Source organism: [Roseibacterium] beibuensis (genome assembly GCF_039542305.1).
GTDB classification, from domain to species: Bacteria; Pseudomonadota; Alphaproteobacteria; order Rhodobacterales; family Rhodobacteraceae; genus Roseibacterium; species Roseibacterium beibuensis.
Window position 1 is genome coordinate 174,476 of the sequence record NZ_BAABHW010000002.1, and the last position, 25,001, is coordinate 199,476.

At 66.1% G+C, this 25,001-nt stretch carries 21 protein-coding genes and 1 pseudogene; 14 read left to right on the forward strand and 8 right to left on the reverse strand.

Annotation, left to right across the window (positions count from 1 at the left end):
• Positions 1-66: 66 nt before the first annotated feature.
• The gene (locus ABD923_RS07255) at positions 67-720 is read right to left on the reverse strand and encodes a thiamine pyrophosphokinase (protein ID WP_345229446.1); all 654 of its coding nucleotides are present in this window, start codon (positions 718-720) and stop codon (positions 67-69) included.
• Between the two features lie 151 nt (positions 721-871).
• On the opposite strand from ABD923_RS07255, the gene ABD923_RS07260 reads away from it, so the two are divergent.
• Complete coding sequence (locus tag ABD923_RS07260; RefSeq protein WP_259550014.1) at positions 872-3,547, forward strand: hypothetical protein; 2,676 nt, start codon at positions 872-874, stop codon at positions 3,545-3,547.
• Positions 3,548-3,590: 43 nt separating this feature from the next.
• On the opposite strand, the gene ABD923_RS07265 is transcribed toward ABD923_RS07260, so the two are convergent.
• The gene (locus ABD923_RS07265; protein ID WP_259550015.1) at positions 3,591-3,839 is read right to left on the reverse strand and encodes a DUF2842 domain-containing protein; all 249 of its coding nucleotides are present in this window, start codon (positions 3,837-3,839) and stop codon (positions 3,591-3,593) included.
• A 25-nt stretch (positions 3,840-3,864) separates the two neighbouring features.
• On the reverse strand, positions 3,865-5,160 hold the full coding sequence (locus ABD923_RS07270) for an adenylosuccinate synthase (RefSeq protein ID WP_259550016.1): 1,296 nt from the start codon (positions 5,158-5,160) through the stop codon (positions 3,865-3,867).
• Positions 5,161-5,490: 330 nt separating this feature from the next.
• Here ABD923_RS07270 and secG point away from each other — a divergent pair, with 330 nt between their 5' ends.
• Together secG and pyrG are read left to right on the forward strand one after the other, a co-directional pair.
• Complete coding sequence (gene secG, locus ABD923_RS07275) at positions 5,491-5,862, forward strand: preprotein translocase subunit SecG (protein WP_259550017.1); 372 nt, start codon at positions 5,491-5,493, stop codon at positions 5,860-5,862.
• Between the two features lie 183 nt (positions 5,863-6,045).
• Positions 6,046-7,689: a CTP synthase gene (gene pyrG / locus ABD923_RS07280; RefSeq protein WP_222191352.1), complete on the forward strand. Its 1,644-nt coding sequence runs from the start codon at positions 6,046-6,048 to the stop codon at positions 7,687-7,689.
• Positions 7,690-7,780: 91 nt separating this feature from the next.
• On the opposite strand, the gene ABD923_RS07285 is transcribed toward pyrG, so the two are convergent.
• Together ABD923_RS07285 and ABD923_RS07290 are read right to left on the reverse strand one after the other, a co-directional pair.
• Positions 7,781-8,998, reverse strand: coding sequence for a DegT/DnrJ/EryC1/StrS family aminotransferase (locus tag ABD923_RS07285; protein ID WP_259550018.1), 1,218 nt, complete (start codon positions 8,996-8,998; stop codon positions 7,781-7,783).
• Between the two features lie 38 nt (positions 8,999-9,036).
• Positions 9,037-9,705 carry an HAD-IA family hydrolase gene (locus tag ABD923_RS07290; RefSeq protein ID WP_259550019.1) on the reverse strand — a complete coding sequence of 223 codons (669 nt, stop codon included), beginning with the start codon at positions 9,703-9,705 and terminating at the stop codon, positions 9,037-9,039.
• A 131-nt stretch (positions 9,706-9,836) separates the two neighbouring features.
• Here ABD923_RS07290 and glmU point away from each other — a divergent pair, with 131 nt between their 5' ends.
• The 4 genes and pseudogenes from glmU to ABD923_RS07310 form a co-directional block, all read left to right on the forward strand.
• Positions 9,837-11,204 carry a bifunctional UDP-N-acetylglucosamine diphosphorylase/glucosamine-1-phosphate N-acetyltransferase GlmU gene (gene glmU / locus ABD923_RS07295; RefSeq protein WP_259550020.1) on the forward strand — a complete coding sequence of 456 codons (1,368 nt, stop codon included), beginning with the start codon at positions 9,837-9,839 and terminating at the stop codon, positions 11,202-11,204.
• A gap of 18 nt (positions 11,205-11,222) precedes the next feature.
• A complete protein-coding gene (gene glmS, locus ABD923_RS07300; protein WP_259550021.1) occupies positions 11,223-13,034 on the forward strand; it encodes a glutamine--fructose-6-phosphate transaminase (isomerizing) in 1,812 nt (603 codons plus the stop codon).
• Positions 13,031-13,156: a hypothetical protein gene (locus ABD923_RS07305; protein ID WP_345229447.1), complete on the forward strand. Its 126-nt coding sequence runs from the start codon at positions 13,031-13,033 to the stop codon at positions 13,154-13,156. Before glmS ends, ABD923_RS07305 begins: the two co-directional genes overlap by 4 nt.
• Positions 13,157-13,180: 24 nt before the next feature.
• Positions 13,181-13,627 (forward strand): annotated as a pseudogene (locus ABD923_RS07310) (GNAT family N-acetyltransferase); the annotation flags it as partial.
• A gap of 12 nt (positions 13,628-13,639) precedes the next feature.
• On the opposite strand, the gene ABD923_RS07315 reads toward ABD923_RS07310, so the two are convergent.
• Positions 13,640-14,716 carry an NAD(P)-dependent alcohol dehydrogenase gene (locus tag ABD923_RS07315; protein ID WP_259550022.1) on the reverse strand — a complete coding sequence of 359 codons (1,077 nt, stop codon included), beginning with the start codon at positions 14,714-14,716 and terminating at the stop codon, positions 13,640-13,642.
• Positions 14,717-14,865: 149 nt separating this feature from the next.
• Positions 14,866-15,837, reverse strand: a complete 972-nt coding sequence (locus ABD923_RS07320; RefSeq protein WP_259550023.1) for a threonine dehydratase — start codon at positions 15,835-15,837, stop codon at positions 14,866-14,868.
• A gap of 110 nt (positions 15,838-15,947) precedes the next feature.
• On the opposite strand from ABD923_RS07320, the gene ABD923_RS07325 reads away from it, so the two are divergent.
• From ABD923_RS07325 to ABD923_RS07350, 6 genes are all read left to right on the forward strand, one after another.
• Complete coding sequence (locus ABD923_RS07325; protein ID WP_259550024.1) at positions 15,948-16,592, forward strand: SDR family oxidoreductase; 645 nt, start codon at positions 15,948-15,950, stop codon at positions 16,590-16,592.
• A gap of 90 nt (positions 16,593-16,682) precedes the next feature.
• Positions 16,683-17,921, forward strand: a complete 1,239-nt coding sequence (locus ABD923_RS07330; RefSeq protein ID WP_259550025.1) for an aspartate kinase — start codon at positions 16,683-16,685, stop codon at positions 17,919-17,921.
• Positions 17,922-18,041: 120 nt separating this feature from the next.
• On the forward strand, positions 18,042-18,275 hold the full coding sequence (locus tag ABD923_RS07335) for a DUF1127 domain-containing protein (RefSeq protein ID WP_259550026.1): 234 nt from the start codon (positions 18,042-18,044) through the stop codon (positions 18,273-18,275).
• A gap of 348 nt (positions 18,276-18,623) precedes the next feature.
• Positions 18,624-19,784: a mandelate racemase/muconate lactonizing enzyme family protein gene (locus ABD923_RS07340; RefSeq protein ID WP_259550027.1), complete on the forward strand. Its 1,161-nt coding sequence runs from the start codon at positions 18,624-18,626 to the stop codon at positions 19,782-19,784.
• Positions 19,785-19,892: 108 nt separating this feature from the next.
• A complete protein-coding gene (gene ptsP, locus ABD923_RS07345; protein ID WP_259550028.1) occupies positions 19,893-22,133 on the forward strand; it encodes a phosphoenolpyruvate--protein phosphotransferase in 2,241 nt (746 codons plus the stop codon).
• 68 nt (positions 22,134-22,201) lie between these two features.
• Positions 22,202-23,821, forward strand: coding sequence for a GMC family oxidoreductase (locus ABD923_RS07350; protein ID WP_259550029.1), 1,620 nt, complete (start codon positions 22,202-22,204; stop codon positions 23,819-23,821).
• Here the strand turns inward: ABD923_RS07350 and ABD923_RS07355 are convergent.
• Complete coding sequence (locus ABD923_RS07355; protein ID WP_222191338.1) at positions 23,818-24,306, reverse strand: GNAT family N-acetyltransferase; 489 nt, start codon at positions 24,304-24,306, stop codon at positions 23,818-23,820. The two genes, ABD923_RS07350 and ABD923_RS07355, sit on opposite strands and share 4 nt — an antisense overlap.
• Before the next feature lie 88 nt (positions 24,307-24,394).
• Between ABD923_RS07355 and ABD923_RS07360 the strand changes: the two genes are divergently transcribed.
• Positions 24,395-25,000 (forward strand): flavin reductase family protein, encoded by a 606-nt coding sequence (locus ABD923_RS07360; RefSeq protein WP_259550030.1) that lies wholly within the window; start codon positions 24,395-24,397, stop codon positions 24,998-25,000.
• Position 25,001 lies beyond the last annotated feature (1 nt).

Consider the following 25,001-nt stretch of genomic DNA (forward strand, 5'->3'; position numbering starts at 1 on the left):
TCCGTGGTCTGGCGGGTCTGACAGCGTTTCGATGTCTTTAGCCAATGAGCGCGCGCTGTGCGAGTGTTAAACGCGCGCAGTCAACGCCGAGATCACCGCATCGAGATGCGCGCGGGGCAATATTCCCAGCATCCCCGGCATCTCGAAACGCAGTGTCACGTTGGGATCAACAGTCTGGTTCGAGGTTCCGATGCGGCGTGCGGGGTGGAACAGGAGGTCGTCGATGGGCCAGCGCAGGCCCGTCGCACTGCCCTGCAACTCGGCCAGCGGAAACAGCGAGAATCGCGTGCCGGCCGGCAGAGCAAGCGTCAGCTGCGGCGGCATGTGAAAGACGACATCCACCGCGCCCAGCATGATGCAGGCTTTGTCGGGGCGCGTCACTAGCGTGTGATAGGCCGCAAGCTCGTGATCGATCCGCGCCCCGGCAAACCCCACGGCAATGACCAGCGGCGCCGCGACCGAGCGCAGCGCCTTGTCGAAATCGGTGCTTTCCTGTTCCTCGATCGGAAACAACCGACCGTCCAGCCGGGCGCGGTCGGCGGGGGCCAGCGAATCCATGTCGCCGATCACGGCCTCGGGCAGGTAGCCTGCCGACAACGCCACCCCTGCCCCGCCATCGGCGGCGATGAGCGTGGGCGCGCGCGACAAAGCAAGGTCAAGATCGCCCGGCCCGACGACCCCGCCGCCAAGCAATGTCACGGGCCTCGATCTGGTCAACAATGGCGGTTCTGAGGGCAAATTCTGTCCTTCATACCGATCAATCTCCTTCGAAGCGCCCAATTCCCGGCCAGATTATTTGGAATCAATTTGTCCCAACGAACATCAAAGTGATAACTTCCGGCATCTGCCGGACGAGCAGAGTGATAGTGATATGGGCGACGCGAACAAGATTCTTACAGTCTCCTACGGCACCTTTTCGTGCACACTGGAAGGATTCGACGAACCGTTTTCGGCCATGAAGGCCATTGCGGAGTATTTCCGCGACCTTGCCGCCGAGGACCGGTATTTCGGCGCCGAACCGCCGACGCCCGACGCCGAAGCCCTGCATCGCATCACCGAGGCCGCCATCCAGCGCCGGGTCGAGGCGCGCTTTTCCGAAAACAGTCTCGTCCTGCGCCCCGACGACAGCGTGTCGCCCGCCGAAACACCGGCGGCGCAGACGACCATGCTGCGCGGCGCCGAGACGGTGATGCCCAGCAGCCTGGTGCCGGGCACCTACATGCCGCCCGTCGAAGCCCCCGACATGGGTGATTTCGAGGTGGAGGCAAAGGACGACACGGCAGACGACACACAGCCCGAGGCCGACCCCAGCACGGTTGAGACAGAGACAGAGGTCGCGACCGAGGCAGACGGGCCAGCGCCCGCCGAAGCCCAGGCCGAGGAGACAGACCGTCCCGCCGCGTCCGACGAAGAAGGCATCGCCGCCTTCGCCGACACGGTGATGGACGAGCCTGGCGTTGACGATGGAACCGGTTCCGAAGCCGAGGCAGACGTTGAGCCGGAGGATGAAACGAGCGCTGGCGACGACAGCATCCTTGCCGCGCTGGCGGAGGATCTGGCCGACACGCATGCCGCCGATGACGTGGATGAAGACGCTGCCGAGGCCGAGGACGAAGATCATGCGCAGGCCGATCCTGCGGATGCGTCGATCCCCGAGGGCGCGGATACGCTGATCGCCATGGCCGCTGCCATGGCCGCCGCAAATGCCGCGCAGGAACTGGGCGACGCGGAGGCCCCACAGGACGACGCCGAGGAGGTCACGGCGACCGCGGACGAACCGGAGGCCAGCCCCGCCGAGGACATCGTCGATGACGCGTTTTTCAGCGGCGCCGAGGACACGATTGCCTCCTGGAGCCGCGAAGAAACCGATGCGCTGTTCGAGGATGCCCGTGGTGTCGCGGGCGACTCGGTCGCGGCACGTCTTGCACGGATCCGCGCGGCTGCGCTGGCCGAAGAAAACGCCGATGCCGAGGATGCAGACAACACCCCGATCGAGATCGCTCCTGAGGCGGCCTCCACCGAACCGGAACCCGAGACCACGCCCGAGGATCGGGACACGGATGCGGACACGCTCTCGGCCATTGCGACGCTGCTCGGTGAGGAAAACACGCTGACCGCCGCGGCGGAGCCGTCGACCGCGGACGCGGAGTATGAGGCGGAAAGCGAGACGGCGGAACTGCCGCCCGAGGATGAAGCCGCGCTGCAAGCCGAGCTTGCCGCGATCGCCGCCGCCGGGAGCCTGCCGAAGGCCGGCGATGACGGAGATGACGCCGCCGGGGCCTCCGACGAGGCCGTGGCGGGCCCGGAACCGGACGCAGAGCCGGTCGCCCCCACCGCAGCGCCGGGCGCGGGCGACAGCGATCAGGACGTGGACCGGTTGTTCAACGCGACCGATAGCCGGATGTCCAACGCCGAAACGACCCGGCGCCGGGCGAATATCGAACATCTCAAGGCCGCCGTCGCGGCCAGGGTCGCAGAAAAGCGTCTGGCCGAAATCGACGGCGTGCCCGAAGAGCCCCAGGACGAAACCGCAGAATACCGCGAGGACCTCGCCCGCGTGATGCGCCCCAGCCGCGTCCGGGTCGATGTCAGCCGCCGCCGCGCCGCGCGACCGGCGCCGCTGGTGTTGGTGTCGGAACAGCGCGTGGACGAGGCTGTTGCCGCGGCCCCCAGCGAACCCGTCCGGCCCCGCCGCGTCAGTGCCAACGACGTCCGCGCCTTCCGCCTTGGCGCCGAGGCTTCGTCGCGGCCGAGTGGGGCCGCAGGGCGTGACCGGACGGACGCCGCCCTGGCCGATACGGCCTCCGCGACCGTGGCAGAGGCCCCTCGCCCGACCCCAGCCGAACCGAGCGCCGCCGATACGTTGCCTCCGGTCGAGGATGTGGCCGAGCAGCTTGAACCGCGCCCGTCCGCGCCGTCGGAGGCCGCGATTGGCGGTCCGATGGCGGATGATGACACACCCCCGCCGCCGCGCAAGATGGCCAACTCGCTCGCCTTCCTTGCGGAACGGGCCGGGATGGCCATGTCGGGCGTGACCCGTCGCGCGCTGTCGCGTGGCGGCAGCCCCGCTGCACAAGCGAATTCCACCGAAGCCCCCGAGACCCCCGAGGCCCTCGCGGAGGCCCCCGCCGCCATGACGGTGTCCGACGACACGCTCGGCACCTATGGGGATGACCGGCCGGAATTGAGCACCGCGGAGCAGAGCGCTGAGCCGACAGCCTCCGCTTCGGCATCAGAGGACGGCGCGCAGCCGGATCTCCCCGATTTCGTGACGCCCTTCGTGAAACAACTCGAAGCGAGCGATGCCGTCGAGATCGAGGAAGTGGTCGAGATGGGGGCGGAATACATCACGCACGATCTGGGCGAGGAAAACTTCAAGCGGATCCAGTTGATCCGGCTTGTGCGCCTCGCGACCGACGACAGCATCACCCGGCAGGATGCAATCGACGCCATCCGGAGCCTGATGCGCAACGGCGTTCTGGTCGAAGCCGACCCCGGCGTCTATCGCATGGCGACCGCGCCCGCGCGCTCTCGCACCAACGGCTGATCGCGTCAGACGGTCCTGTTGAAACGACCCGCCTGCGACGACCTTACCGGTCTTCGCCGGGCTTGGGCGCTTCGCGCCGTGCCTCCGGGTCCGCCTGGCCAACGCCACGGAACACCGTGCGGAACGGAAAGGCCCAGACGAAGCCCAGGGCGACATAGACCACCAGTTCGACCCAGATCGGCGGGCGGTCGAACAGGCTGATCACGAACCAGGCGGCGGCAATGTAGGCCGGCAACCCCACCAGAAGGATCACGAGGGACCAGCGTTTGCGGGCCTTGTAGCTGAGCGCCATGTCACACCCTTTGTTCTTGGCTCGATCAATCCGCGAAGGGATCGGTCACGAGGATCGTGTCGTCCCGCTCGGGAGAGGTGGAAAGTAGGGCGACCGGGCATTCGATCAACTCTTCGATCCGGCGGACGTATTTGACCGCTTCGCCCGGCAGATCGGCCCAACTGCGCGCGCCTTCGGTCGACTCGGACCAGCCCGGCATTTCCTCGTAGATGGGGGTGCAGCGCGCCTGCTGGTCGGCCGCGGTCGGCAGGTAATCCAGCCGCGCGCCGTCCAACTCGTAGCCGACGCAGATTTTCAGGGTTTCGAACCCGTCCAGCACATCGAGCTTGGTCAGCGAGATGCCCGACACGCCCGAGGTCGCGCAGGTCTGGCGCACCAGGGCGGCGTCGAACCAGCCGCAGCGCCGCTTGCGCCCCGTGGTGGTGCCGAATTCATGCCCGCGCTCGCCAAGGCGCTGACCGTCGGCATCGTCAAGCTCGGTCGGGAACGGCCCCTCGCCCACGCGGGTGGTGTAGGCCTTCACGATCCCCAGCACGTAATCGATGGCGCCCGGGCCGATGCCCACGCCCGTGGCCGCCTGCCCGGCGATCACGTTAGACGAGGTCACGAAGGGATAGGTGCCGAAATCGATATCCAGCAGCGCGCCCTGCGCCCCTTCGAAGAGGATGCGTTTGCCGGCCTTGCGCTTCTCGGTCATCACCTTCCACACGGGTCCGGCATATTCGAGGATCTTCGGCGCGATCTCTTTCAGCTGCGCAATCAGCGCCTCGCGGTCGATCGGGTCGATGCCGAGGCCTTTGCGCAGGGCGTTGTGATGGGTCAGGGCGCGATCCACGCGCGCCTCCAGCGTCGCATCGTCTGCCAGGTCTGCCACGCGGACCGAGCGGCGTCCGACCTTGTCCTCATAGGCCGGGCCGATACCGCGCCCGGTCGTGCCGATCTTGGCGCCCTTGCTGGCGGCTTCTTCGCGGGCGCGGTCCAGCTCGCCGTGGATCGGCAGGATCAGCGGCGTATTCTCGGCGATCATCAGGGTTTCGGGCGTGATCTCGACCCCCTGCGCGCGGATCGTCTCGATCTCGTTCAGCAGGTGCCACGGGTCCAGCACCACGCCATTGCCGATCACGCTCAGCTTTCCGCCGCGCACGACACCGGACGGCAGCGCATGCAGCTTGTAGACCGCGCCATCGATGACCAGGGTATGACCGGCATTGTGACCGCCCTGGAACCGCGCGATGACATCGGCGCGTTCGCTCAGCCAATCCACGATCTTGCCTTTGCCCTCGTCGCCCCACTGGGCGCCGACCACGACAACGTTTGCCATTCCGCTGGTCCCTTTATCCGTTCGATCCGCCCGAGGCGAAAACCGCGGCAGCTATAGCCGCGCACGCCCGCGGGGAAAACCGATTTCTCAGGGGCACCGTGCAAGGCGCCCGGACGAATCGCCCATTCGCCGCGTGCCTGCCTGAGCGCGCATCGGCCTCGTGGCGGCATCGACGACGTGGAAATCCATCGGCACATGACGGGAGGATCGAAAATTGCTTGCAATAACAGGCATTCTTCGCCTTAAAGTTGTGCCGCCTGGGTCTTGCGGCGGCCTGTCGCATCTCATAAGTAGGCGCAAATCCAAAGCCCGGCCGTCAAGGACCCGCCAATGGAAAATGTCATACTCGTCGTCCACCTCATCCTCGCCATCTGCCTGATCGGCGTGGTTCTGCTCCAGCGTTCCGAAGGGGGCGGCCTTGGAATGGGCGGGGGTGGCGGTGTCATGACAGGCCGTCAGGCCGCGACCGCCCTGGGCAAGCTGACCTGGGCCTTCGCAATTGCGTTTCTGGCCACCTCGATCACGCTGACGATCATCGCGGCGCAGAATTCGGCCAGCGACTCGGTCCTGGACCGGATCGGTGCAGGCCCCGCCGCCATCGAGGACGGTGCCGGCGAGGATGCCGACATCCTGCCGCCGGTCGATGACCTGTTGCCGCCGATCTCCGGCGATGCCCCGGCCCTGCCGCCGCGGGCCGACTGACACACGCCGCGGCGGACAATTCCGCCGCATATCTTGGGGACATAGCCCCATTCCTCACATGATCTTGCGGGGGCGCTTGAAGAGCGCATCCGAATTCTGTTATCCTCAAATCCCGTGGCCAAGGGATTGAGGCATCGGATTCGGATTGGATTCGACGCCCCTTACACGGGAGAGACTGCACATATGGCGCGCTTCATTTTCATCACCGGCGGTGTTGTATCCTCGCTTGGCAAGGGTTTGGCATCGGCGGCACTGGGCGCCCTGTTGCAGGCCCGCGGCTTTACCGTGCGGCTGCGCAAGCTCGACCCCTATCTCAACGTCGATCCGGGCACGATGTCGCCCTTCGAGCATGGCGAGGTCTTCGTCACCGACGACGGCGCCGAGACGGACCTCGACCTCGGTCACTACGAACGCTTCACCGGGGTTGCCGCGCGCAAGACCGACAGCGTGTCATCGGGCCGGATCTATTCGAACGTGCTCGAGAAGGAACGTCGCGGCGATTACCTCGGCAAGACGATCCAGGTGATTCCGCACGTCACCAACGAGATCAAGGATTTCATCTCGATCGGCGAAGACGAGGTGGATTTCATGCTCTGCGAGATCGGCGGCACGGTCGGCGATATCGAGGGCCTGCCGTTCTTCGAAGCGATCCGGCAGTTCAGCCAGGAAAAGCCGCGCGGGCAATGCGTGTTCATGCACCTGACGCTGCTGCCTTACATTAAGGCTTCGGGCGAGTTGAAAACCAAGCCGACGCAGCACTCGGTCAAGGAGTTGCGGTCCATCGGGCTAGCCCCGGATATCCTCGTCTGCCGCTCCGAGGGGCCGATCCCGCAGAAGGAGCGCGAGAAACTGGCGCTGTTCTGCAACGTGCGGCCGGACGCCGTGATCGCGGCGCAGGACCTGAAGTCGATCTACGAGGCGCCGCTGGCCTATCACCGCGAAGGGCTGGACCAGGCGGTGCTGGATGCGTTCCAGATCAGCCCGGCCCCGAAGCCGGAACTGTCCCGCTGGGAAGACGTGGCCGACCGCATCCACAACCCCGAGGGCGAGGTACGCGTGGCCATAGTCGGTAAATACACGCAACTGGAAGACGCCTATAAATCCATCGCCGAGGCCCTGACCCATGGCGGCATGGCCAATCGCGTGCGGGTCACGGCCGATTGGATCGACGCGGAGATTTTCGAGCGCGAGGATCCCGCCCCCTACCTCGAAGAATTCGACGCGATCCTCGTGCCGGGCGGCTTTGGCGAGCGCGGCACCGAGGGCAAGATCAAGGCGGCCGAGTTCGCCCGTACCCGCAAGGTCCCCTACCTGGGGATCTGCCTGGGCATGCAGATGGCGGTGATCGAGGCGGCCCGCAACCTGGCCGAACTGGGCGATGCCGGGTCCGAGGAATTCGACCACGAGGCCGGGAAAAAGCGTTTTACCCCGGTGGTTTACCACCTGAAGGAATGGGTGCAGGGCAACTACAAGGTCACGCGCAAGGCCGATGACGACAAGGGCGGCACGATGCGCCTTGGCGCGTATGACGCCGTGCTGAAGGAAGGCTCGAAGGTGGCGCAGGTCTATGGCTCCTGCCAGATCGAGGAACGCCACCGTCACCGCTACGAGGTGGACATCAAGTACCGCGATGCGCTGGAAGACAAGGGGCTGGTGTTCTCCGGCATGTCGCCCGATGGCCGGTTGCCCGAGATTGTGGAAGTGGCCGATCACCCCTGGTTCATCGGTGTGCAATTCCACCCGGAACTGAAATCGAAACCGTTCGAGCCGCATCCGCTGTTTGCCGATTTCATCCGCGCGGCGAAGGAAAACTCGCGCCTCGTCTGACCGAAGGGGCGGTTTTCTCGAGAAAACCGTAAGAAAATCTGAAGATTTTCTGGACGGAAATCTCGAGATTTCCGTTTCTTCTGCGTGGTGCTTATCCCGCTCGATCCACCGCCTGATGGTGCGCTTGCCCAACCTCGTCGCGAATGATCCCGGCGATTTGGGCCGCGTCCCCGGTCGAGAATGTCAGCGGCAGGCGCATGTCCAGCAACCCGGCCAGGATTGCATCGGTGCGCGGCAGCGACCTGGGCCTCGCGTATCTCCAGCTATCGTAGCGCGAGGTGAAGGCGACGGGCTCTTTCGCGCCAAACCACTTCAGTTCGACACCGCGCGTGGCACAGCCGCGAAGGACCTGCCCGATCGTCTCGGGCGATGCGCCCGGCAACAGGAACTGGATGGACGACCCGACGATGGATTCCTTCGGGGCGCGTTCGATCACCTGCAACCCGGCGGTGTTGCGGAGCCCATCCTCCACGATCTTGTAGAGCGCGTTCCAACGCGCCACCTGGCGCGGCAGGTCGGCCAGTTGAACACGCAGGATCGCGGCCCGCAAATGGTCCATGCGCCCGGACACGTTCGGCGTGGTCCACTTTACCTTTTCGAACGTTTCCACAGGCGGCCTTGCCGTGTGACGGGGATAAAGCATGTAGCTTCCCGACAACAATACAGCGCGGGCCATGACCTCGTCATCATCCGAGGTCAATAGTCCGCCCTCGCCGGAATTGATGTGTTTGTAGGTCTGGGTCGAGTAACAGCCGATCACCCCATGGCGGCCGGAGGGCAACCCGTCCCAGGCCGCGCCCATGGTGTGAGCGCAATCCTCGATCACCGCGACACCGGCCCCGTCGCAGATCTGCATCAGGCGATCCATGTCGCAGATATGCCCGCGCATGTGGCTGAGCAGCAGCACCCTCGCGCCGCTTTCGCCGATCTGTCCGGCGAGGTCATCGAGGTCGATGGTCAGCGCCTCGGTCGTTTCGACGAAGACGGGCTCGGCCCCGACGCTGGCGATGGCCCCCGGCACCGGGGCAAGGGTGAACCCGTTGGATAGCACCTTGTCGCCCGGCCCGACGCCAAGCGCGCGCAAGGCGCAGGACATGGCATATCCGCCCGAGGCCACGGCAAGGCAGTATTTCGCCCCGGTGAGGGCCGCGAACTCCTGTTCCATCAAGGCCACCTCGCCGACCTCTCCCTCGGCGAGGTTGTAACGATGCAGACGCCCCGAGCGCATGACGCCAATGGCGGCCTCGATGGCGGCCTCGGGGATCGGCTCTTGCTGGGTGAAGCTGCCGGTGAAAACGGGTTTGTCCATGCGAGGCACCTTTTGCCCGAAGAGGCTGCGCGTCAAGGTCAGGGAAGAAGCTGTGCGACGACCGTATCGAAGGCGTCGAAGTGATCGACCAACGCCTCGGGCTCAAGCTCTGCCACGGCGCGGCCGGTCGGCCCGAAGGTGACCAGCGCGCATGGCACACCCGCCGCCCGCGCGGTTTTCCGGTCGGTCTCGGTATCGCCCACGAGGAAAGATCGCTCCAGCGCCCCGCCCGCCGCATCGACGGCGGCGCGGTACGGGGCCGCGTCGGGTTTGCGCGTGGGCAGGGTGTCGGCCCCGATCAGCGAGGCGAACTGATCCGAGATGCCGAGGCGATCAAGCAACTGGATGGCCAGCCCCTCGGGCTTGTTGGTGCAGATGCCCACCGCGACACCCGCCGCGCGCAAGCGGCCTACCGCCGCCATCGCGCCGGGATAAAGGCTGGTATGGCGGTCGATGTCGCGGCCATAGGCGTCGAGCAGCAGGGGGTAGCCCCGTTCGATCATCGCCTCGGCCTCGGCCAGCGCCATGCGCTCGGCGGCCAGGCGCAGCATGGCGCGCCCGCCGCGAAAGGCGGTGGCATCGTCCTGCCCCCGGTTCAATTGCGGGGCAAATCCCATCTCGGACAGGGCCATGTTGGCCGCCGCGATCAGGTCGCCGCTGGTATCGGCCAGCGTTCCATCGAGGTCGAAGATCACGGTGCGCGTCATGGCTGCCCTTTCGGTTTCGGCGTCTTTTTGCCCATCGCTGAAACAGCCTGTCGGGCAAAGTGACCGGGCCCCTGCTTGGCACCCTTCGTGTCCTTGGATAGAACGCAAAGAAAACAAGGGAAACCGAAGAAATGGCGCACGACCCCGATCGCCCTGTCGCTTTGATCGTCCTGGCCGCAGGTGCCGGCACGCGGATGAACTCGGACCTTCCGAAACCGCTGCATCCGATCGGGGGTGCGCCGATGATCGCCCATGCCCTGGCGACGGGCCGCGCGCTGGAGCCATCGCGCATCGTCGTTGTCACGGGCCACGGCGCGGAGGCGGTCGAAGCCGCGCTGGACGAGATCGCGCCAGAGGCGGTCTGCGTGCGGCAGGAGGTGCAACTCGGCACCGGACACGCGGTATTGCAGGCAGCCCCGGCGCTTGAGGGGTTCGAGGGCGATGCCGTCGTTCTTTACGCCGACACCCCCTTCGTCAGCGAGGACACGCTGCGCCGGATGCAGGCGGCCCGCGCCGCCCACGACATCGTCGTTCTGGGCTTTCGCGCCGCCGATCCCGGGCGCTACGGGCGGCTGATGATGGAGGGCGAGCGACTGGTGCGCATCGTCGAGGCCAAGGACGCGACGCCCGAACAGCTTGGGATCGACCTGTGCAACTCGGGTCTGCTGGCCGCCGATGCGCGCCTGCTGATGGATCTGCTGGGGCAGGTGGATACCGACAACGCCGCCGGCGAATACTACCTGACCGACCTCGCCGAGATTGCCGCGAGCCGCGACCTGTCGGCGACGGCGGTCCTGTGTTCCGAGGCTGAGACGCTCGGGGTCAATTCGCGTGCCGAACTGGCCGCCGCCGAGGCCCAGTTCCAGACCATGAAACGGGCCGAGGTACTGGAAGACGGCGTGACCATGACCGCGCCCGAGACGGTCATCCTGTCGGCGGATACCTGGGTCGGGCGCGATGCGGTGATCGAGCCTTACGTGGTCTTCGGGCCCGGCGTGACGGTCGAGTCCGGCGCGACGATCCGGGCCTTCTCTCATCTGGAAGACGCCCATGTCAGCGCGGGCGCCATCGTCGGCCCCTATGCCCGGCTGCGCCCCGGCGCCGAGATCGGCAACAACGCCCATATCGGCAATTTCGTCGAGGTGAAGGCCTCGCTGATCGGCGAAGGCACCAAGGTCAACCACCTGACCTATATCGGCAATGCCGAGATCGGCGACGGCACGAATGTCGGCGCGGGCACGATCACCTGCAATTACGACGGCGTCTTCAAGCACCGCACGGTGGTGGGCAAGAACGCCTTCATCGGGTCGGACACGATGCTGGTGGCGCCGGTGACGGTGGGCGACAACGCGATGACGGGCTCGGGCTCGGTCATCACGCAAGACATCCCCGACGGCGCATTGGCGCTGGGGCGGGCGAAACAGGTGAACAAGGCAGGGTTGGCGGTGCGCCTGATGGACCGCCTGCGCGCGATAAAGGCCGAAAAGGCCAAGGGCTAGAGCAGGAAAGGAAACCCCATGTGCGGGATCGTCGGAGTTCTGGGCAAGCACGAGGTCGCCCCCATCCTCGTCGAGGCGCTGAAACGGCTGGAATATCGCGGCTATGACAGCGCGGGAATCGCCACGGTGCAGGATGGCCGGCTGGACCGCCGCCGCGCGGTGGGCAAGTTGCACAACCTCTCGGACCTGCTGGTGCATGACCCGCTGGCGGGCAAGTCGGGCATCGGCCACACCCGGTGGGCCACCCATGGCGGGCCGAGCGTCAAGAACGCCCACCCGCACCAGACGGGCCGCGTCGCGGTCGTGCATAACGGGATCATCGAGAATTTCCGCGAGTTGCGCAGCCGCCTGTCCGACCGCAACTTCGAATCCGAGACCGATACCGAGACCGTGGCGCAACTCTGCGCGTCTTTCCTCGATGAGGGGAAAACCCCGCGCGAGGCGGCGACCGAGACGCTCAAGCATCTCGAAGGGGCCTTCGCGCTGGCCTTCCTGTTCGAGGGCGAAGAGGACCTGATCGTCGCCGCGCGCAAGGGCAGCCCGCTTTGCATCGGCCATGGCGACGGCGAGATGTATGTGGGTTCGGACGCCATCGCTTTGTCGCCGCTGACCAACCTCATCACCTATCTCGAAGAAGGCGACTATGCTTTCGTCACCCGCGACGGCGTCGAGATCCGGGACGCCAAGGGCAGGCTGGCGAACCGCGACGCGCGGACGATCTCGGCCCAGACCGCGCAGATCGACAAGGCCGGGCACAAGCATTTCATGTCGAAGGAGATCTTCGAACAACCGACCGTGCTGGCCGAGTGTCTGACCCATTACTCTGCGGGTGAGCGGGTCGCCCTGCCCGAAGGCGCGCTCGATTTCGCCGAGACCGACCGCCTGATCCTCGTGGCCTGCGGCACGGCGCATTACGCCTGCTCGGTCGCGAAATACTGGTTCGAGCAACTGGCCGGCCTGCCCTGCGATGTCGATATCGCCAGCGAGTTCCGCTATCGCGAGCCTCCCGTGTCGGACCGGGCCACCGCGCTTTTCGTCAGCCAGTCCGGGGAGACCGCCGACACGCTGGCCGCCCTGCGCTACGCCCAGGGCAAGGCCGCGCGGATCGTTTCGGTGGTGAACGTGCCCGAAAGCTCGATCGCGCGCGAAAGCGACCTTGCCCTGCCGATCCTCGCCGGGATCGAGGTGGGCGTCGCCTCGACCAAGGCCTTCATGAACCAGTTGGGCGTTCTGGCGAACCTCGCCATCCTCGCCGCCCGCCAGCGGGGTCGCATCGACGCGGCCCGCGAGGCGGAGTTGCTGGAAACGCTGCGCGGCCTTCCGGGGCTGATCAACCAGGCCCTCGCGCTGGAGGAACGCATCCACAAACGCACCGGCAAGCTGGCCGAGGCGCGCTCGGTCCTGTTCTTCGGGCGCGGGGCGATGTTCCCGCTGGCGCTGGAGGGCGCGCTGAAACTCAAGGAAATCAGCTATATCCATGCCGAGGGCTATGCCAGCGGCGAGCTAAAGCACGGCCCCATCGCGCTGGTCGACAAGACGGTGCCGGTGATCGTCATGGCCCCGCGCGATGCCCTGTTCGACAAGACCGTGTCGAACATGCAGGAAGTGCTGGCGCGCGAGGGACGCGTCTGGCTGATCACCGATGCCGAAGGCGCCGAGATCGCCGGGGATGGAGTCTGGCAGACGCTGGTCATGCCGCGGATCGACCCGATCTTTGCCCCGATGCTTTACGCGGTTCCGGCACAACTGATCGCCTACCACACGGCGCTGCATAAGGGCACGGACGTGGACCAGCCGCGCAACCTCGCCAAATCGGTGACGGTCGAATGAGCTTGCCGGGGTCCGCCAACCTCACCTTGACCGGTCGTTTCGTGCAGCTTGTGCCGCTGTCCCACGACCACGCCGAGGCCCTGTCTGCCGCCTCGGCCGAGGGGGCGCTGGACCGTCTGTGATACACAACCGTTCCGTCGCCGCAGGGTATGGCGACCGAGATCAACCGACGCCTTGCCTTGAAGGCCGCCGGCAGCATGGTGCCGTTCGCAACGCTCGACGCCGAGGGGCGTGCCGTTGGCATGACCACCTACATGAATATTGACGCGGGCCTGCCCCGGGTCGAGATCGGGTCCACCTGGATTGGCCCATCGGCGCAGCGCGGGCCTGTGAACACCGAGGCCAAGCGGCTGATGCTGGGCCATGCCTTCGAGGTCTGGGGCTGCACGGCGGTCGAATTCCGCACGCATCGACTGAACACCCAGTCGCGCCGCGCCATCGAACGGCTGGGGGCGCAGCTGGACGGCATCCTGCGGGCGCATATGCGGATGCCGAACGGCACGTTGCGCGACACGGCGGTCTACTCGATCACCGCGCCCGAATGGCCCGCGGTGCGCAGCCATCTCGACTGGCAGCTGGCGCGCCCGCGCTAAGGCGCGCCGCGCTCAGAACGGCTTGATCGCAACCTTCAGAACCCCGTCGCGCTGGTGTGAAAAGAGGTCATAGGCCTCCACGATATCGTCAAGCTTGCGCTCATGGGTCACCATTGCGTTCAGATCGAGGCGACCGCTCGAGATCACGTCCATCAGGCGGCGCATGCGCTCCTTGCCGCCGGGACAGAGCGAGGTCACGATGGTATGGTCGCCAAGGCCCGCGTGAAACCCCGAAAGCGGGATCGTGATATCCCCCGAATAAACACCGAGGCTGGACAGCGTGCCGCCCGGGCGCAACACCTCGAGGCAGTTCTGAAAGGTCGTCTGCAGCCCCAGCGCCTCGATGGCGACATCGACGCCGCGACCGTCGGTCATTTCGAGGATCTTGTCGACCGGATTGCCGGCCGAGATGTCGACGACCTCGTCGGCCCCCATCTTCCGCGCGATCTCGAGCCGCTTCGGGTTGCCGTCGACGGCGATGATCCGCGTCGCGCCCATCAGCTTGGCGCCCGCCGTGGCGCATAGCCCGATTGGCCCCTGTGCGAAAACGGCGACCGTGTCGCCAATCCGGACCTTGCCCGCCTCGGCCCCGGCGAACCCGGTCGACATGATGTCGGGGCACATCAGGACCTGTTCGTCGGTCAGATGGTCCGGCACAAGCGCAAGGTTGGCCTCGGCATCCGGCACCAACAGGTATTCGGCCTGACAACCGTCGATCGTGTTGCCGAACCGCCAGCCACCCATCGGCTTGAACCCATGCCGCGTGCCGCGCCCGTCCTGGCTACACTGTCCGCAGAGACAGGCATTCGACACGCCAGATGGCGTGATGGCCCCCGCGATCACACGCTGGCCTTCTGCGAAGCCCTCGACGGCAGACCCCAGCTTCTCGATCACGCCGACAGGTTCGTGACCGATGGTCAGTCCCTTTTCGACAGGGTACTCGGCCTTCAGGATGTGCACATCCGTGCCGCAGATGGTCGTGGTCGTCACCCGGATCAGCGCGTCCTTCGGCCCGACATCAGGGATTTTCTTGTCCGCCAGTTCGATGCGGTTCTTCTCGACGAAGACGGCCGCTTTCATCATGGACATCGGATGCTCCTCTCGCGTTCACCAGCCTGTGGATGGCCCCAGGCTAAACGGGCGCGGCGGCGCGCTCCTTGATCTCCGTCAAGCGCGCTGTGCCACGACGCGGCTGGCCCGAAGGGTCGCCGGGCGGGGCCAGGGCGCCCGCCCGGCGGTCAAACCTCGGGAACCCCGCCCTGCATCACGGTCAGAAACCAGTCGGTGTCGATATTGCCGCCGCACAGGATCACGCCGACCTTCTTGCCTTTCATCGCCGCGCGTTCCTGCATCAGCCCGGCCAGCGGCGCGGCCCCTGCCCCTTCGGCAAGGTTGTGAATGTCGCGATAGTAGACGCGAATCGCCTCGGCCACCTCCTCGTCGGAAACGGTGATGATCCGGGCGGCCTTTTCGCCGTAGATGTCCAGCGCCTCCTGCACCGGGACGCGGACGGCCATGCCATCGGCGAAGGTGCGCGCGGTTTGCGTTTCGACCGCGTGGCCCGCCTCGGCCGACAGCTTGGCGGTCTGGGCATTCTCGCTGACGACGCCCACGATCTCGGCCTTGGCCCCGAGGGCATCGCGCGCAAGGATCGTGCCGCAGATGCCCGACCCGCAGCCGATGGGGACATAGACGGTGTCGAGGTCGGGTATGGCCGAGAACAGCTCGAACCCATAGGTCGCCACGCCGCGCACCAGTTCCTCGTGGAAAGGCGGCACGATGAAGAGCCCCTCTTCCCCGGCGACGCGGAACGCTTCTTCCTTGGCGGTATCGAAATCCTCTCCGAACTCGACCAGCTCGGCCCCGAAGGCGCGCATCGCGGCGTTCTTTTCCACCGAGTTGCCATGCGGGACATAGACCTTGGCCGTCAGCCCGGCGGCCACCGCCGCCCGCGCCTGCCCCTGTCCGTGGTTGCCGCGCGTCGCCGTGCAGATGCCCGGCACATCGGGATGGGTGCGTTTCAGCCAGTCGATGAAGGTGATCGCGCCGCGCACCTTGAACGACCCGGTGGGCGTGTGGTTCTCGTGCTTGATCCAGATCTCGGCTCCGAACCGCTCGGCCAGTTGCGGCCATGCATATTGCGGGGTCGGCAGCATCTGGCGGGTGACGAGGGCGTGGGCCTGTTCAAGGTCGGAACGTGTGAACTGCATCGAAAACCTCCGGGCGCGGTGCGTTTTCGCGAAGCCTACCCTGCGCAGGCCGCCTTGTATGCAGCCCACTGCGAGGCCTAGGGTCGCGCCAGGCAGACAGGAGGGACGGCATGACGATACTTATCACCGGCGCAAACCGTGGCATCGGCAAGGCGCTGTCCGAGGCCTATGCGGGTCGCGGCGAGACCGTCATCTCGACCGCCCGCAGCGCCGAGGGCTGCGCACCGCTGGACGTGGCCGATCCGGCCTCGGTCACCGCGCTGGCCAAAGGGCTGGATGGGCAGGCCATCGACCTGCTGATCTGCAATGCCGGGGTTTATCCCGACAAGGATCAATCGCTCGACACCGGCTATCCGCCCGAGATGTGGGCCGAGGTCTTTGCGGTGAACGTGACGGGCGTATTCCTGACGGTGCAGGCGCTTCTGCCGAACCTGTCGAAATCCGCCGCCCCGAAAATCGCCATCATCTCCAGCCAGATGGGGTCGGACACGCGGGCACCGGGGGGAAGCTATATCTACCGCGCCTCGAAGGCCGCCGCGCTGAACCTGGGCCGGAACCTCGCCACCGACCTGCGCCCGCGCGGGATCGCGGTGGGGATCTATCACCCCGGCTGGGTCCGCACCGACATGGGCACCGAGGCCGCCGATATCGGCCTGGACGACAGCGTATCGGGACTGATCGCGCGGTTCGACGCCCTGTCGCTGGAGACGACGGGCTGTTTCGAGACATGGGACGGACGGCCACACCCGTTCTGACATGGCCCCTCCCCGACAGATCGGCCCTTGCGGCACTGGGTTCAGCGGCCTATGAGGCGCGCTGAGACAAAGAGGGACGGGGCGCATTTCATGCCCATTCTGGTGATGAAATTCGGCGGCACGAGCGTTGGCTCGCTCGACCGCATTCAACGCGCCGCAAAGCGCGTGGGCCGCGAGGTGGCCAATGGCTATGACGTGATCGTCATCGTCAGCGCCATGTCGGGCGAGACCAACAAGCTGGTCGGCTATGTCGAGGAAACCTCGCCGCTGTTCGATGCCCGCGAGTATGACGCCGTCGTGTCCTCGGGCGAGAACGTGACCGCCGGCCTGATGGCCATGACCTTGCAGGAAATGGATGTCCCCGCGCGCAGCTGGCAGGGCTGGCAGGTGCCGGTCAAGACCACCAGCGCCCATGCCAGCGCCCGGATCGAGGAAATCCCGAGCGAGAACATCCTCGCCAAGTTCGGCGAAGGCATGAAGGTTGCCGTTGTCGCGGGCTTCCAGGGGATCAGCCCCGAGGGGCGCATCACCACGTTGGGACGCGGCGGGTCGGACACCACCGCCGTTGCCTTTGCCGCCGCTTTCGGGGCCGAGCGGTGCGATATCTACACCGACGTGGACGGGGTCTATACCACCGACCCGCGCATCACCGCCAAGGCCCGCAAACTCGACCGCATCGCCTTCGAGGAGATGCTGGAGCTTGCCAGCCTCGGGGCCAAGGTGCTGCAAACCCGGTCGGTCGAGCTGGCCATGCGCTACAATGTCAAACTGCGGGTTCTGTCGAGCTTCGAGGAACCCAGCGACGAGGCGGGCACGCTGGTCTGTGCCGAGGAGGATATCGTGGAAAGCAATGTCGTGGCCGGTGTGGCCTATTCCCGCGAAGAAGCGAAGCTGACGCTGACCCATGTCGAGGACCGGCCCGGCATCGCCGCCGCGATCTTCGGCCCCCTCGCCGATGCGGGTGTGAACGTGGACATGATCGTGCAGAACATCTCGGATGCGGGGATGACCGACATGACCTTCTCCTGCCCGGTGAACGAGGTGAAGCGCGCCGAGAAGGCGCTGAAGGACGCGCGGGATGCCGGCGAGATGGGCTTTGCCGAGTTGATCGCCGATACCGAGGTCGCCAAGGTTTCCATCGTGGGGATCGGCATGCGCAGCCATGCGGGCGTGGCGGCGAAGATGTTCAAGACCCTCCGCGACGAGGGGATCAACATCAAGGTCATCACCACCTCCGAGATCAAGGTCTCGGTCCTGATCGACCGGAAATACATGGAACTGGCCGTTCAGGCGCTGCACGACGCGTTCGAGCTGGACAAGGCGGCCTGATCCGAAGGGACCATTGCGGCTGGCGCAAGGCGGGCTTGCGGGGTTGGGCGGTGCAAAAAATGCTGCACCTGCATAATATCCTGGAAACTCGACCCGGCAACTTGCATCCGTGAGGTTCCAATGACGACCAGCAGCCTGGCCCACGCCGCCGCTTCCCCCTTTGCCCATTTCGGCGCGCGCGTCGCCGAGATCTTCGCCGCCATTGCCCATGCGCTGTCGGTCAGCGCAGGTGCAGAGCAGCGTATCGACCGCATCCATGCGCTTCAGGCGCTGAGCGACGCGGAACTGGCCGAGCGCGGCATCGCACGCGACGATATCGTCGCGCATGTCTTCGACGATTTCATCAAGTCCTGATCCTTCGATATCTTGAGGCTGTGTCCGGGGTTCGCACCGGACGTGCCGTATGTTGCCCGGGCCAACGGCGAAGCGACCTCGCGCAACACCGCTGCGGCGCGGCAATGGAAGCCGCGCCGGTGATCTCGCTACATCTGGCCCTCCAGGTCCCCAGACTGGCGACCGCTTTGGGTCCTTCCCGTTCTCCGACAGATGCCTGACCCGCGCCGCGAGTGCGAAGGTCTCAAGGACGCTTACCGCACAGAAATCCCTCGTCCAATGCACAGCGCCCTTCCGTCCCGACCTTGACACTCCGGCGCGTCTGTCCCCCCTCATGGGGCGCGAACAGGACCAACGGGACGAGACCAGATGCGCATCATCGACATTCGCGAGGTGACCAAGCCGATCGCCTCGCCGATCCGCAACGCCTATATCGACTTCTCCAAGATGACCGCGAGCCTTGTGGCGGTGGTCACGGACGAGTTTCGCGATGGGCGGCGGGTCGTTGGTTACGGCTTCAACTCCAATGGGCGGTACGGACAAGGCGGGCTGATCCGCGAACGCTTCCGCGACCGTGTGCTTGAGGCCGACCCCGACAGCCTGCTGGACGACACTGGCCTGATCGACCCGTCCAAGGTCTGGGCCGCGATGATGGTGAACGAGAAACCGGGCGGGCATGGCGAACGCTCGGTGGCGGTTGGCACCATCGACATGGCGGTCTGGGACGCGGTGGCAAAGCTGGCGGAAAAGCCGCTGTTTCACATGCTGGCCGAAAGCGAGGGGCGCGCACCCGAGCCGCGCGTCTTCGTCTATGCGGCGGGCGGATACTACTACCCCGGCAAGGACGATACGCAGTTGCGCGCCGAGATGCGCAGCTACCTCGACCGGGGTTACACCGTCGTGAAGATGAAGATCGGCGGCGCTTCGATCGACGAGGACAAGCGCAGGATCGAAGCCGTACTGGACGAGATCGGCACCGAGGCGCAACTGGCCGTCGATGCCAACGGGCGCTTCGACCTCGAAACCGGGATCGCCTATGCCAAGATGCTGCGCGACTACCCGCTGTTCTGGTACGAGGAGGTCGGCGACCCGCTCGACTACCAGCTTCAGGCCGCGCTGTCCGAGTTCTACCCCGGCCCGATGGCCACCGGCGAAAACCTGTTCAGTCACCAGGATGCGCGCAACCTGCTGCGTTATGGCGGGATGCGGCCGGACCGCGACTGGCTGCAATTCGACTGCGCGCTGTCCTACGGGCTGGTCGAATACAAACGCACGTTGGAGGTGTTGGACCAATTGGGCTGGTCCCGGCGGCGCTGCATCCCGCATGGCGGGCACCAGATGTCGCTGAACATCGCGGCGGGTCTGGGCCTCGGGGGCAACGAAAGCTACCCGGACCTGTTCCAACCCTATGGCGGCTTTCCCGATGGCGTCGCGGTCGAGGATGGCCATATCACCATGCCGGATCTGCCCGGCATCGGGTTCGACGGAAAATCAGACCTCATCTCGGTGATGCGTGACTTGGCGGAATGACCGCCCGATCAGGCCATTAACCCATCTTCCGTTGCGCGCCCCCTGCCCCGCACGCTAGGACTCGTTTCCGGGGCAGGCGCCAACTTGGCGCCAAAAGGCGCGAGGGTCATGGTCGAGCAATCCGAAAGCGAAAGCCGCAAGCTGCTGTCACGGTTGCAGGCCGTGATGGCCGAGGCTGCTGCCGGCCAGGAACGGCTGGACCGGATCACGCACCTGATCGCGGACTCGATGGGGACCGAGGTTTGCTCGATCTACCTGCTGCGCGACGCCGACACGCTGGAGCTCTGCGCGACGCAAGGCCTTGCCGCAGAGGCCGTGCACGTGACGCGTATGCGCATCGGCGAGGGCCTTGTCGGCCGCGTGGCACGGCAGGCCCGGCCCATCAACACGCCGAACGCCCCCGCCGAACGCGGCTTTCGCTACATGCCGGAAACCGGGGAAGAGGCCTATTCCTCGTTCCTCGGCGTGCCGATCCAGCGCCTGGGCGAACGGCTTGGCGTGCTGGTCGTGCAGTCCAAGGAAGCACGGAAATTCTCGGGCGACGAGGTCTACGCGCTTGAAGTCGTCGCCATGGTCATCGCCGAGATGACCGAGCTTGGCGCCTTCATCGGCGAGGGCGCGGCGATGAGCGCGCGGCACCAGCAGCAGGTGTTGCTACGCGGGTCCGTGGCCCAGGAAGGCGCGGCGATGGGCCATGTGTGGCTGCACGAACCCCGCGTGGTGGTGACCAAGCCCGTGTCCGACGATCCCGAGACCGAGGCCCAGCGCCTTCGCGATGCGATCGCCCAGCTTCGCCTCGACGTGGACGAATTGCTGACCCGCGCCCCGACCGCAGACGCCGAGCAGCGCGAAGTGCTGGAAGCCTACCGCATGTTCGCCCGCTCACGCGGCTGGATGCGCCGGATGGAGGAAGACATCCAGCGCGGCCTGTCGGCCGAAGCCGCCGTCGAGAAGGAACAATCGACAGCCCGCGCGCGGATGGAAACGCTGCCCGACGCCTACCTGCGCGAACGGCTGCACGACCTCGACGATTTGTCGAACCGCTTGCTGCGCCTGCTGACGGGACAGGGAACGGATACGGGTGCGGAACTGCCGCCCGACCCGATCCTCGTGGCGCGAAATATCGGTCCGGCCGAGTTGCTCGATTATGGTCGCCGCCTCAAGGGCGTCGTGCTGGAGGAAGGCTCCGTCGGGTCGCATGCCGCCATCGTGGCGCGGGCGCTGGCGATCCCCCTCGTGATCCATGCCAAGCGCATCACCACCGAAGCGCTGAACGGCGATCCCATCCTTGTCGATGGCGACGAGGGCATCGTTCACCTGCGCCCCGAGGAAACCGTGGCGCAGGCCTTTCGCGACAAGCTGGCCATGCAGGCCGAAGCGCAGGAACGCTACGCCTCGATCCGCGACAAGCCCGCGGAAAGCCTCTGCGGAACGGTCGTGTCGCTGCAGATGAACGCGGGGCTCATGGCCGATCTGCCGTCCTTGCCGTCCTCGGGTGCAGAAGGCGTGGGCCTGTTCCGCACCGAGTTGCAGTTCCTGACGCGCAACAAGGTGCCGCGCCGGGGCGAGTTGGCGGCGCTGTATGCGCGTGTGATCGACGCGGCGCAGGGCAAGCGCGTCGTGTTCCGCACGCTCGATATCGGGTCGGACAAGGTTCTGCCCTACATGAAACCCACCGAGGAGCCGAACCCGGCCCTCGGCTGGCGCGCGATCCGTGTGGGCCTCGACAAGCCGGGCGTCATGCGGATGCAGTTGCAGGCCTTGATCCGCGCCGCGAACGGCGGCCCCCTGTCGGTCATGTTCCCCTTCATCGCCCAGTTGGAGGAGTTCACGGCGGCCCGTGACCATCTCATGCGCGAGATGGAGCGCGAGGCGACTCTCGGCCATACCCTGCCCGAAAAGCTGGAAATCGGCGCGATGCTGGAGACGCCCAGCCTTGCCTTTGCGCCGCGCCAATTCTTCGAGATGGCCGATTTCATCTCGATCGGGGGCAACGACCTCAAGCAGTTCTTCTTTGCCGCCGACCGCGAGAACGAGCGCGTGCGCAAGCGGTATGACACCCTGAACGTGTCCTTCCTGACCTTCCTGGAACAGATCGTGCATCGCTGCTCGGACACGGGCACGCCGCTGAGTTTCTGTGGCGAGGATGCCGGACGCCCGCTCGAGGCGATCTGCTTTGCCGCGATGGGCTTGCGCACCTTGTCGATGCGGCCAGCCTCGATCGGGCCGGTCAAGTCGATCCTGCGCCGCGTCGATCTGCGCGAGGCACGCAGCGTCATCAACGAGGCCCGCGCCGAGGGCGCGCAGTCGGTGCGCCCGGCCGTGATGGAGTGGCTGCGGCGGCAATAACCCCGCGCCCACTGGACGCCCCTGCACGATTGGCCTAGCCAGACCCCACGTCAACGGGAGGGTCAGGCATGGGACAGGGCGTGAAGGGGTTCGGCGATTGGGATGTCATCATCGTCGGCGCAGGCTCGGCCGGATGTGTCTTGGCCAACCGGTTGTCCGCAGATCCCAAAACGCGCGTCCTGCTGTTGGAAGCGGGCGGGCATGACAACCATCCGTGGGTACATGTCCCGGTCGGTTATCTTTACGCCATGGGCAACCCGCGCCTCGACTGGTGCCTCAAGACCGAGGCCGAACCGGGGCTGAACGGACGCACGCTGAACTACCCGCGCGGCAAGGTTCTGGGCGGCTGTTCGTCGATCAATGGCATGATCTACATGCGCGGTCAGGCCCGCGACTACGATCTCTGGCGGCAGATGGGCAATCCCGGCTGGGGCTGGGACGATGTGTTGCCCTATTTCAAACGCTCCGAAAACTACCACGGCGGCGCGGATGACGAGCATGGCGCAGAGGGCGAGTTGCGCGTCGAGAAGCAACGGCTCAACTGGCCCATCCTCGACGCGGTGATCGAGGCCGCCAAGGAACTGGGCATCCCCGAGACCCACGATTTCAACCGCGGCAACAACGAGGGCGCGGGCTATTTCGAGGTCAACCAGCGCGGTGGCGTGCGCTGGAACGCGCGCAAGGCGTTCCTCGACCCGGCGAGAGGGCGGGAGAACCTGCGCATTGTCACCGATGCCGAGGTGCAGCGCCTCAGCCTCGATGGCCGCCGCGCGACGGGTGTGATCTTCCGCCAGGGCGGGCAGCTGTTCCACGCCAAGGCGCGCGGCGAGGTGGTCTTGTCGGCCGGTGCCATCGGAACGCCCAAGATCCTCGAACTCTCGGGCATAGGGCGCGGCGAGATCCTGCGCGCGCATGGCATCGAGGTGGTGCAGGACACACCGGGCGTGGGCGAGAACCTTGCCGATCACCTGCAGATCCGCACGATCTACCGGATCGAGGGCGCGCGCACGCTGAACGACTACTACGCCAACCCGATGGGCAAGCTGAAAATCGGGCTCGACTACGCGCTCGGGCGGAAGGGTCCGCTGGCCATGGCGCCCTCGCAGTTCGGGATTTTCACGCGCTCCAGCCCCGAGCATGAAACCCCGAATATCGAGTATCACGTGCAGCCGCTGTCGCTGGAAAAATTCGGCGAGCCGCTCCACCCGTTCCCGGCGCTGACCGTCTCGGTCTGCAACCTGCGGCCCGAAAGCCGCGGCTCCTGCCACATCACCAGCCCCGAGCCGGACGCGGCCCCTGCGATCACACCCAATTACTTCTCGGCCCCGGCGGACCAGCGCGTTGCGGTGGACTCGATCAAGCATGCGCGGCGGCTGATGGCGACCAGGACCATGGCGCAGTTCAACCCGGTCGAGATCAAACCGGGCCCCGAGGTGGATGGCGAAGAGGCCCTGTTGAAAGCGGCGGGCGACATCTCGACCACGATCTTCCACCCGGTCTCGACCGCGCGGATGGGGTCGGATGCCGAGGCCGTGGTCAGCCCGGAGCTGACGGTAAACGGCATCGCGGGCCTGTCCATCGCGGATGCCTCGGTCATGCCGACGATCACCTCGGGCAACACGCATGCCCCCGTCACGATGATCGCCGAAAAGGCCAGCGACATGATCCGGGCGCGGCTGCGGGCCTAGTGCCCTTCCTCGGCGCCCCAGCGGGTCACCCGGCCTGAGACGCCGTCCCAGTCGCCCACGCCCAGCACACGCGCGGGGTTCGTCGGCGGCGGCATCTCGACCCCGTCCAGACGCCGAAACCCGAAGCGGCTGTAGTAGGGCTCATCGCCGACCAACAGGATGCGCGGCCAACTGAGCGCCTCGGCCCGCGCGACACCCTCGCGGATCAGCATACCGCCCAAGCCCTCGCCCTGCCGGGTCGGATGCACGGCGACCGGCCCGAGCAAAAGCGCCTCGGCGCGCCCGATACGCACCGGCCAGAACCGGATCGCCCCCCCCAGAATGCCATCGGGATCGCGTGCAACGAGGCACAATTCGCGCACGGCGGGGATGCCATCGCGCAAACGGTAGCTCGACAGGGCCTCTCGCCCCGGTGCAAAGCACAGGTCGTAAAGCGCCTCGACCTCCCAGCGGTCGTCAGGATTTTCGCGGGTCAGCGCGTACATGGTCGAAAATATTGCCCGGTTGCCTCTGGCCGAGGGCCTAGCACGGCGCTACCCCTTTGCCAAACACGCCAGGAAAGACGCGCATCTCATGTTCTACCGACCCGAGGACGGCCACGGCCTGCCCCACAACCCGTTCAACGCCATCGTCACGCCGCGCCCGATTGGCTGGATCTCGACGCGCGGGGCGGATGGATCGGAAAACCTTGCCCCCTACTCGTTCTTCAACGCGGTGGCCTATGTCCCGCCGCAGGTCATGTTCGCATCGACAGGCAGCAAGGATGACCGCGGCGACACGAAGGACAGTGTGGCCAATATCCGCGACACGGGCGTGTTCTGCATCAACATCGTGGAATACGCGATGCGCGACGTGATGAACCAGACCTCCGGGCCATGGCCCAAGGAAACGGACGAGTTCGACCTGGCCGCTATCGATCGGGCCGAGTGCGAGACGATCGCCTGTTCCCGTGTGGCCGCCGCGCCCGCCAACCTGGAATGCCGCCTCACGCAGATCGTGAAGCTGGAGGGCGAGGCGAATTTTGCCGTCTTCGGCGAGGTCGTGGGCGTGCACATGCGCGACGACTGCATGAAGGATGGCCTGTTCGACGTCTTGTCCTTCAACCCGCTGACCCGGCTGGGGTACCGCGACTATTCTGTCGTGCGAGAGGTCTTCAGCCTCAAGCGCCCGGGCGAGTGAG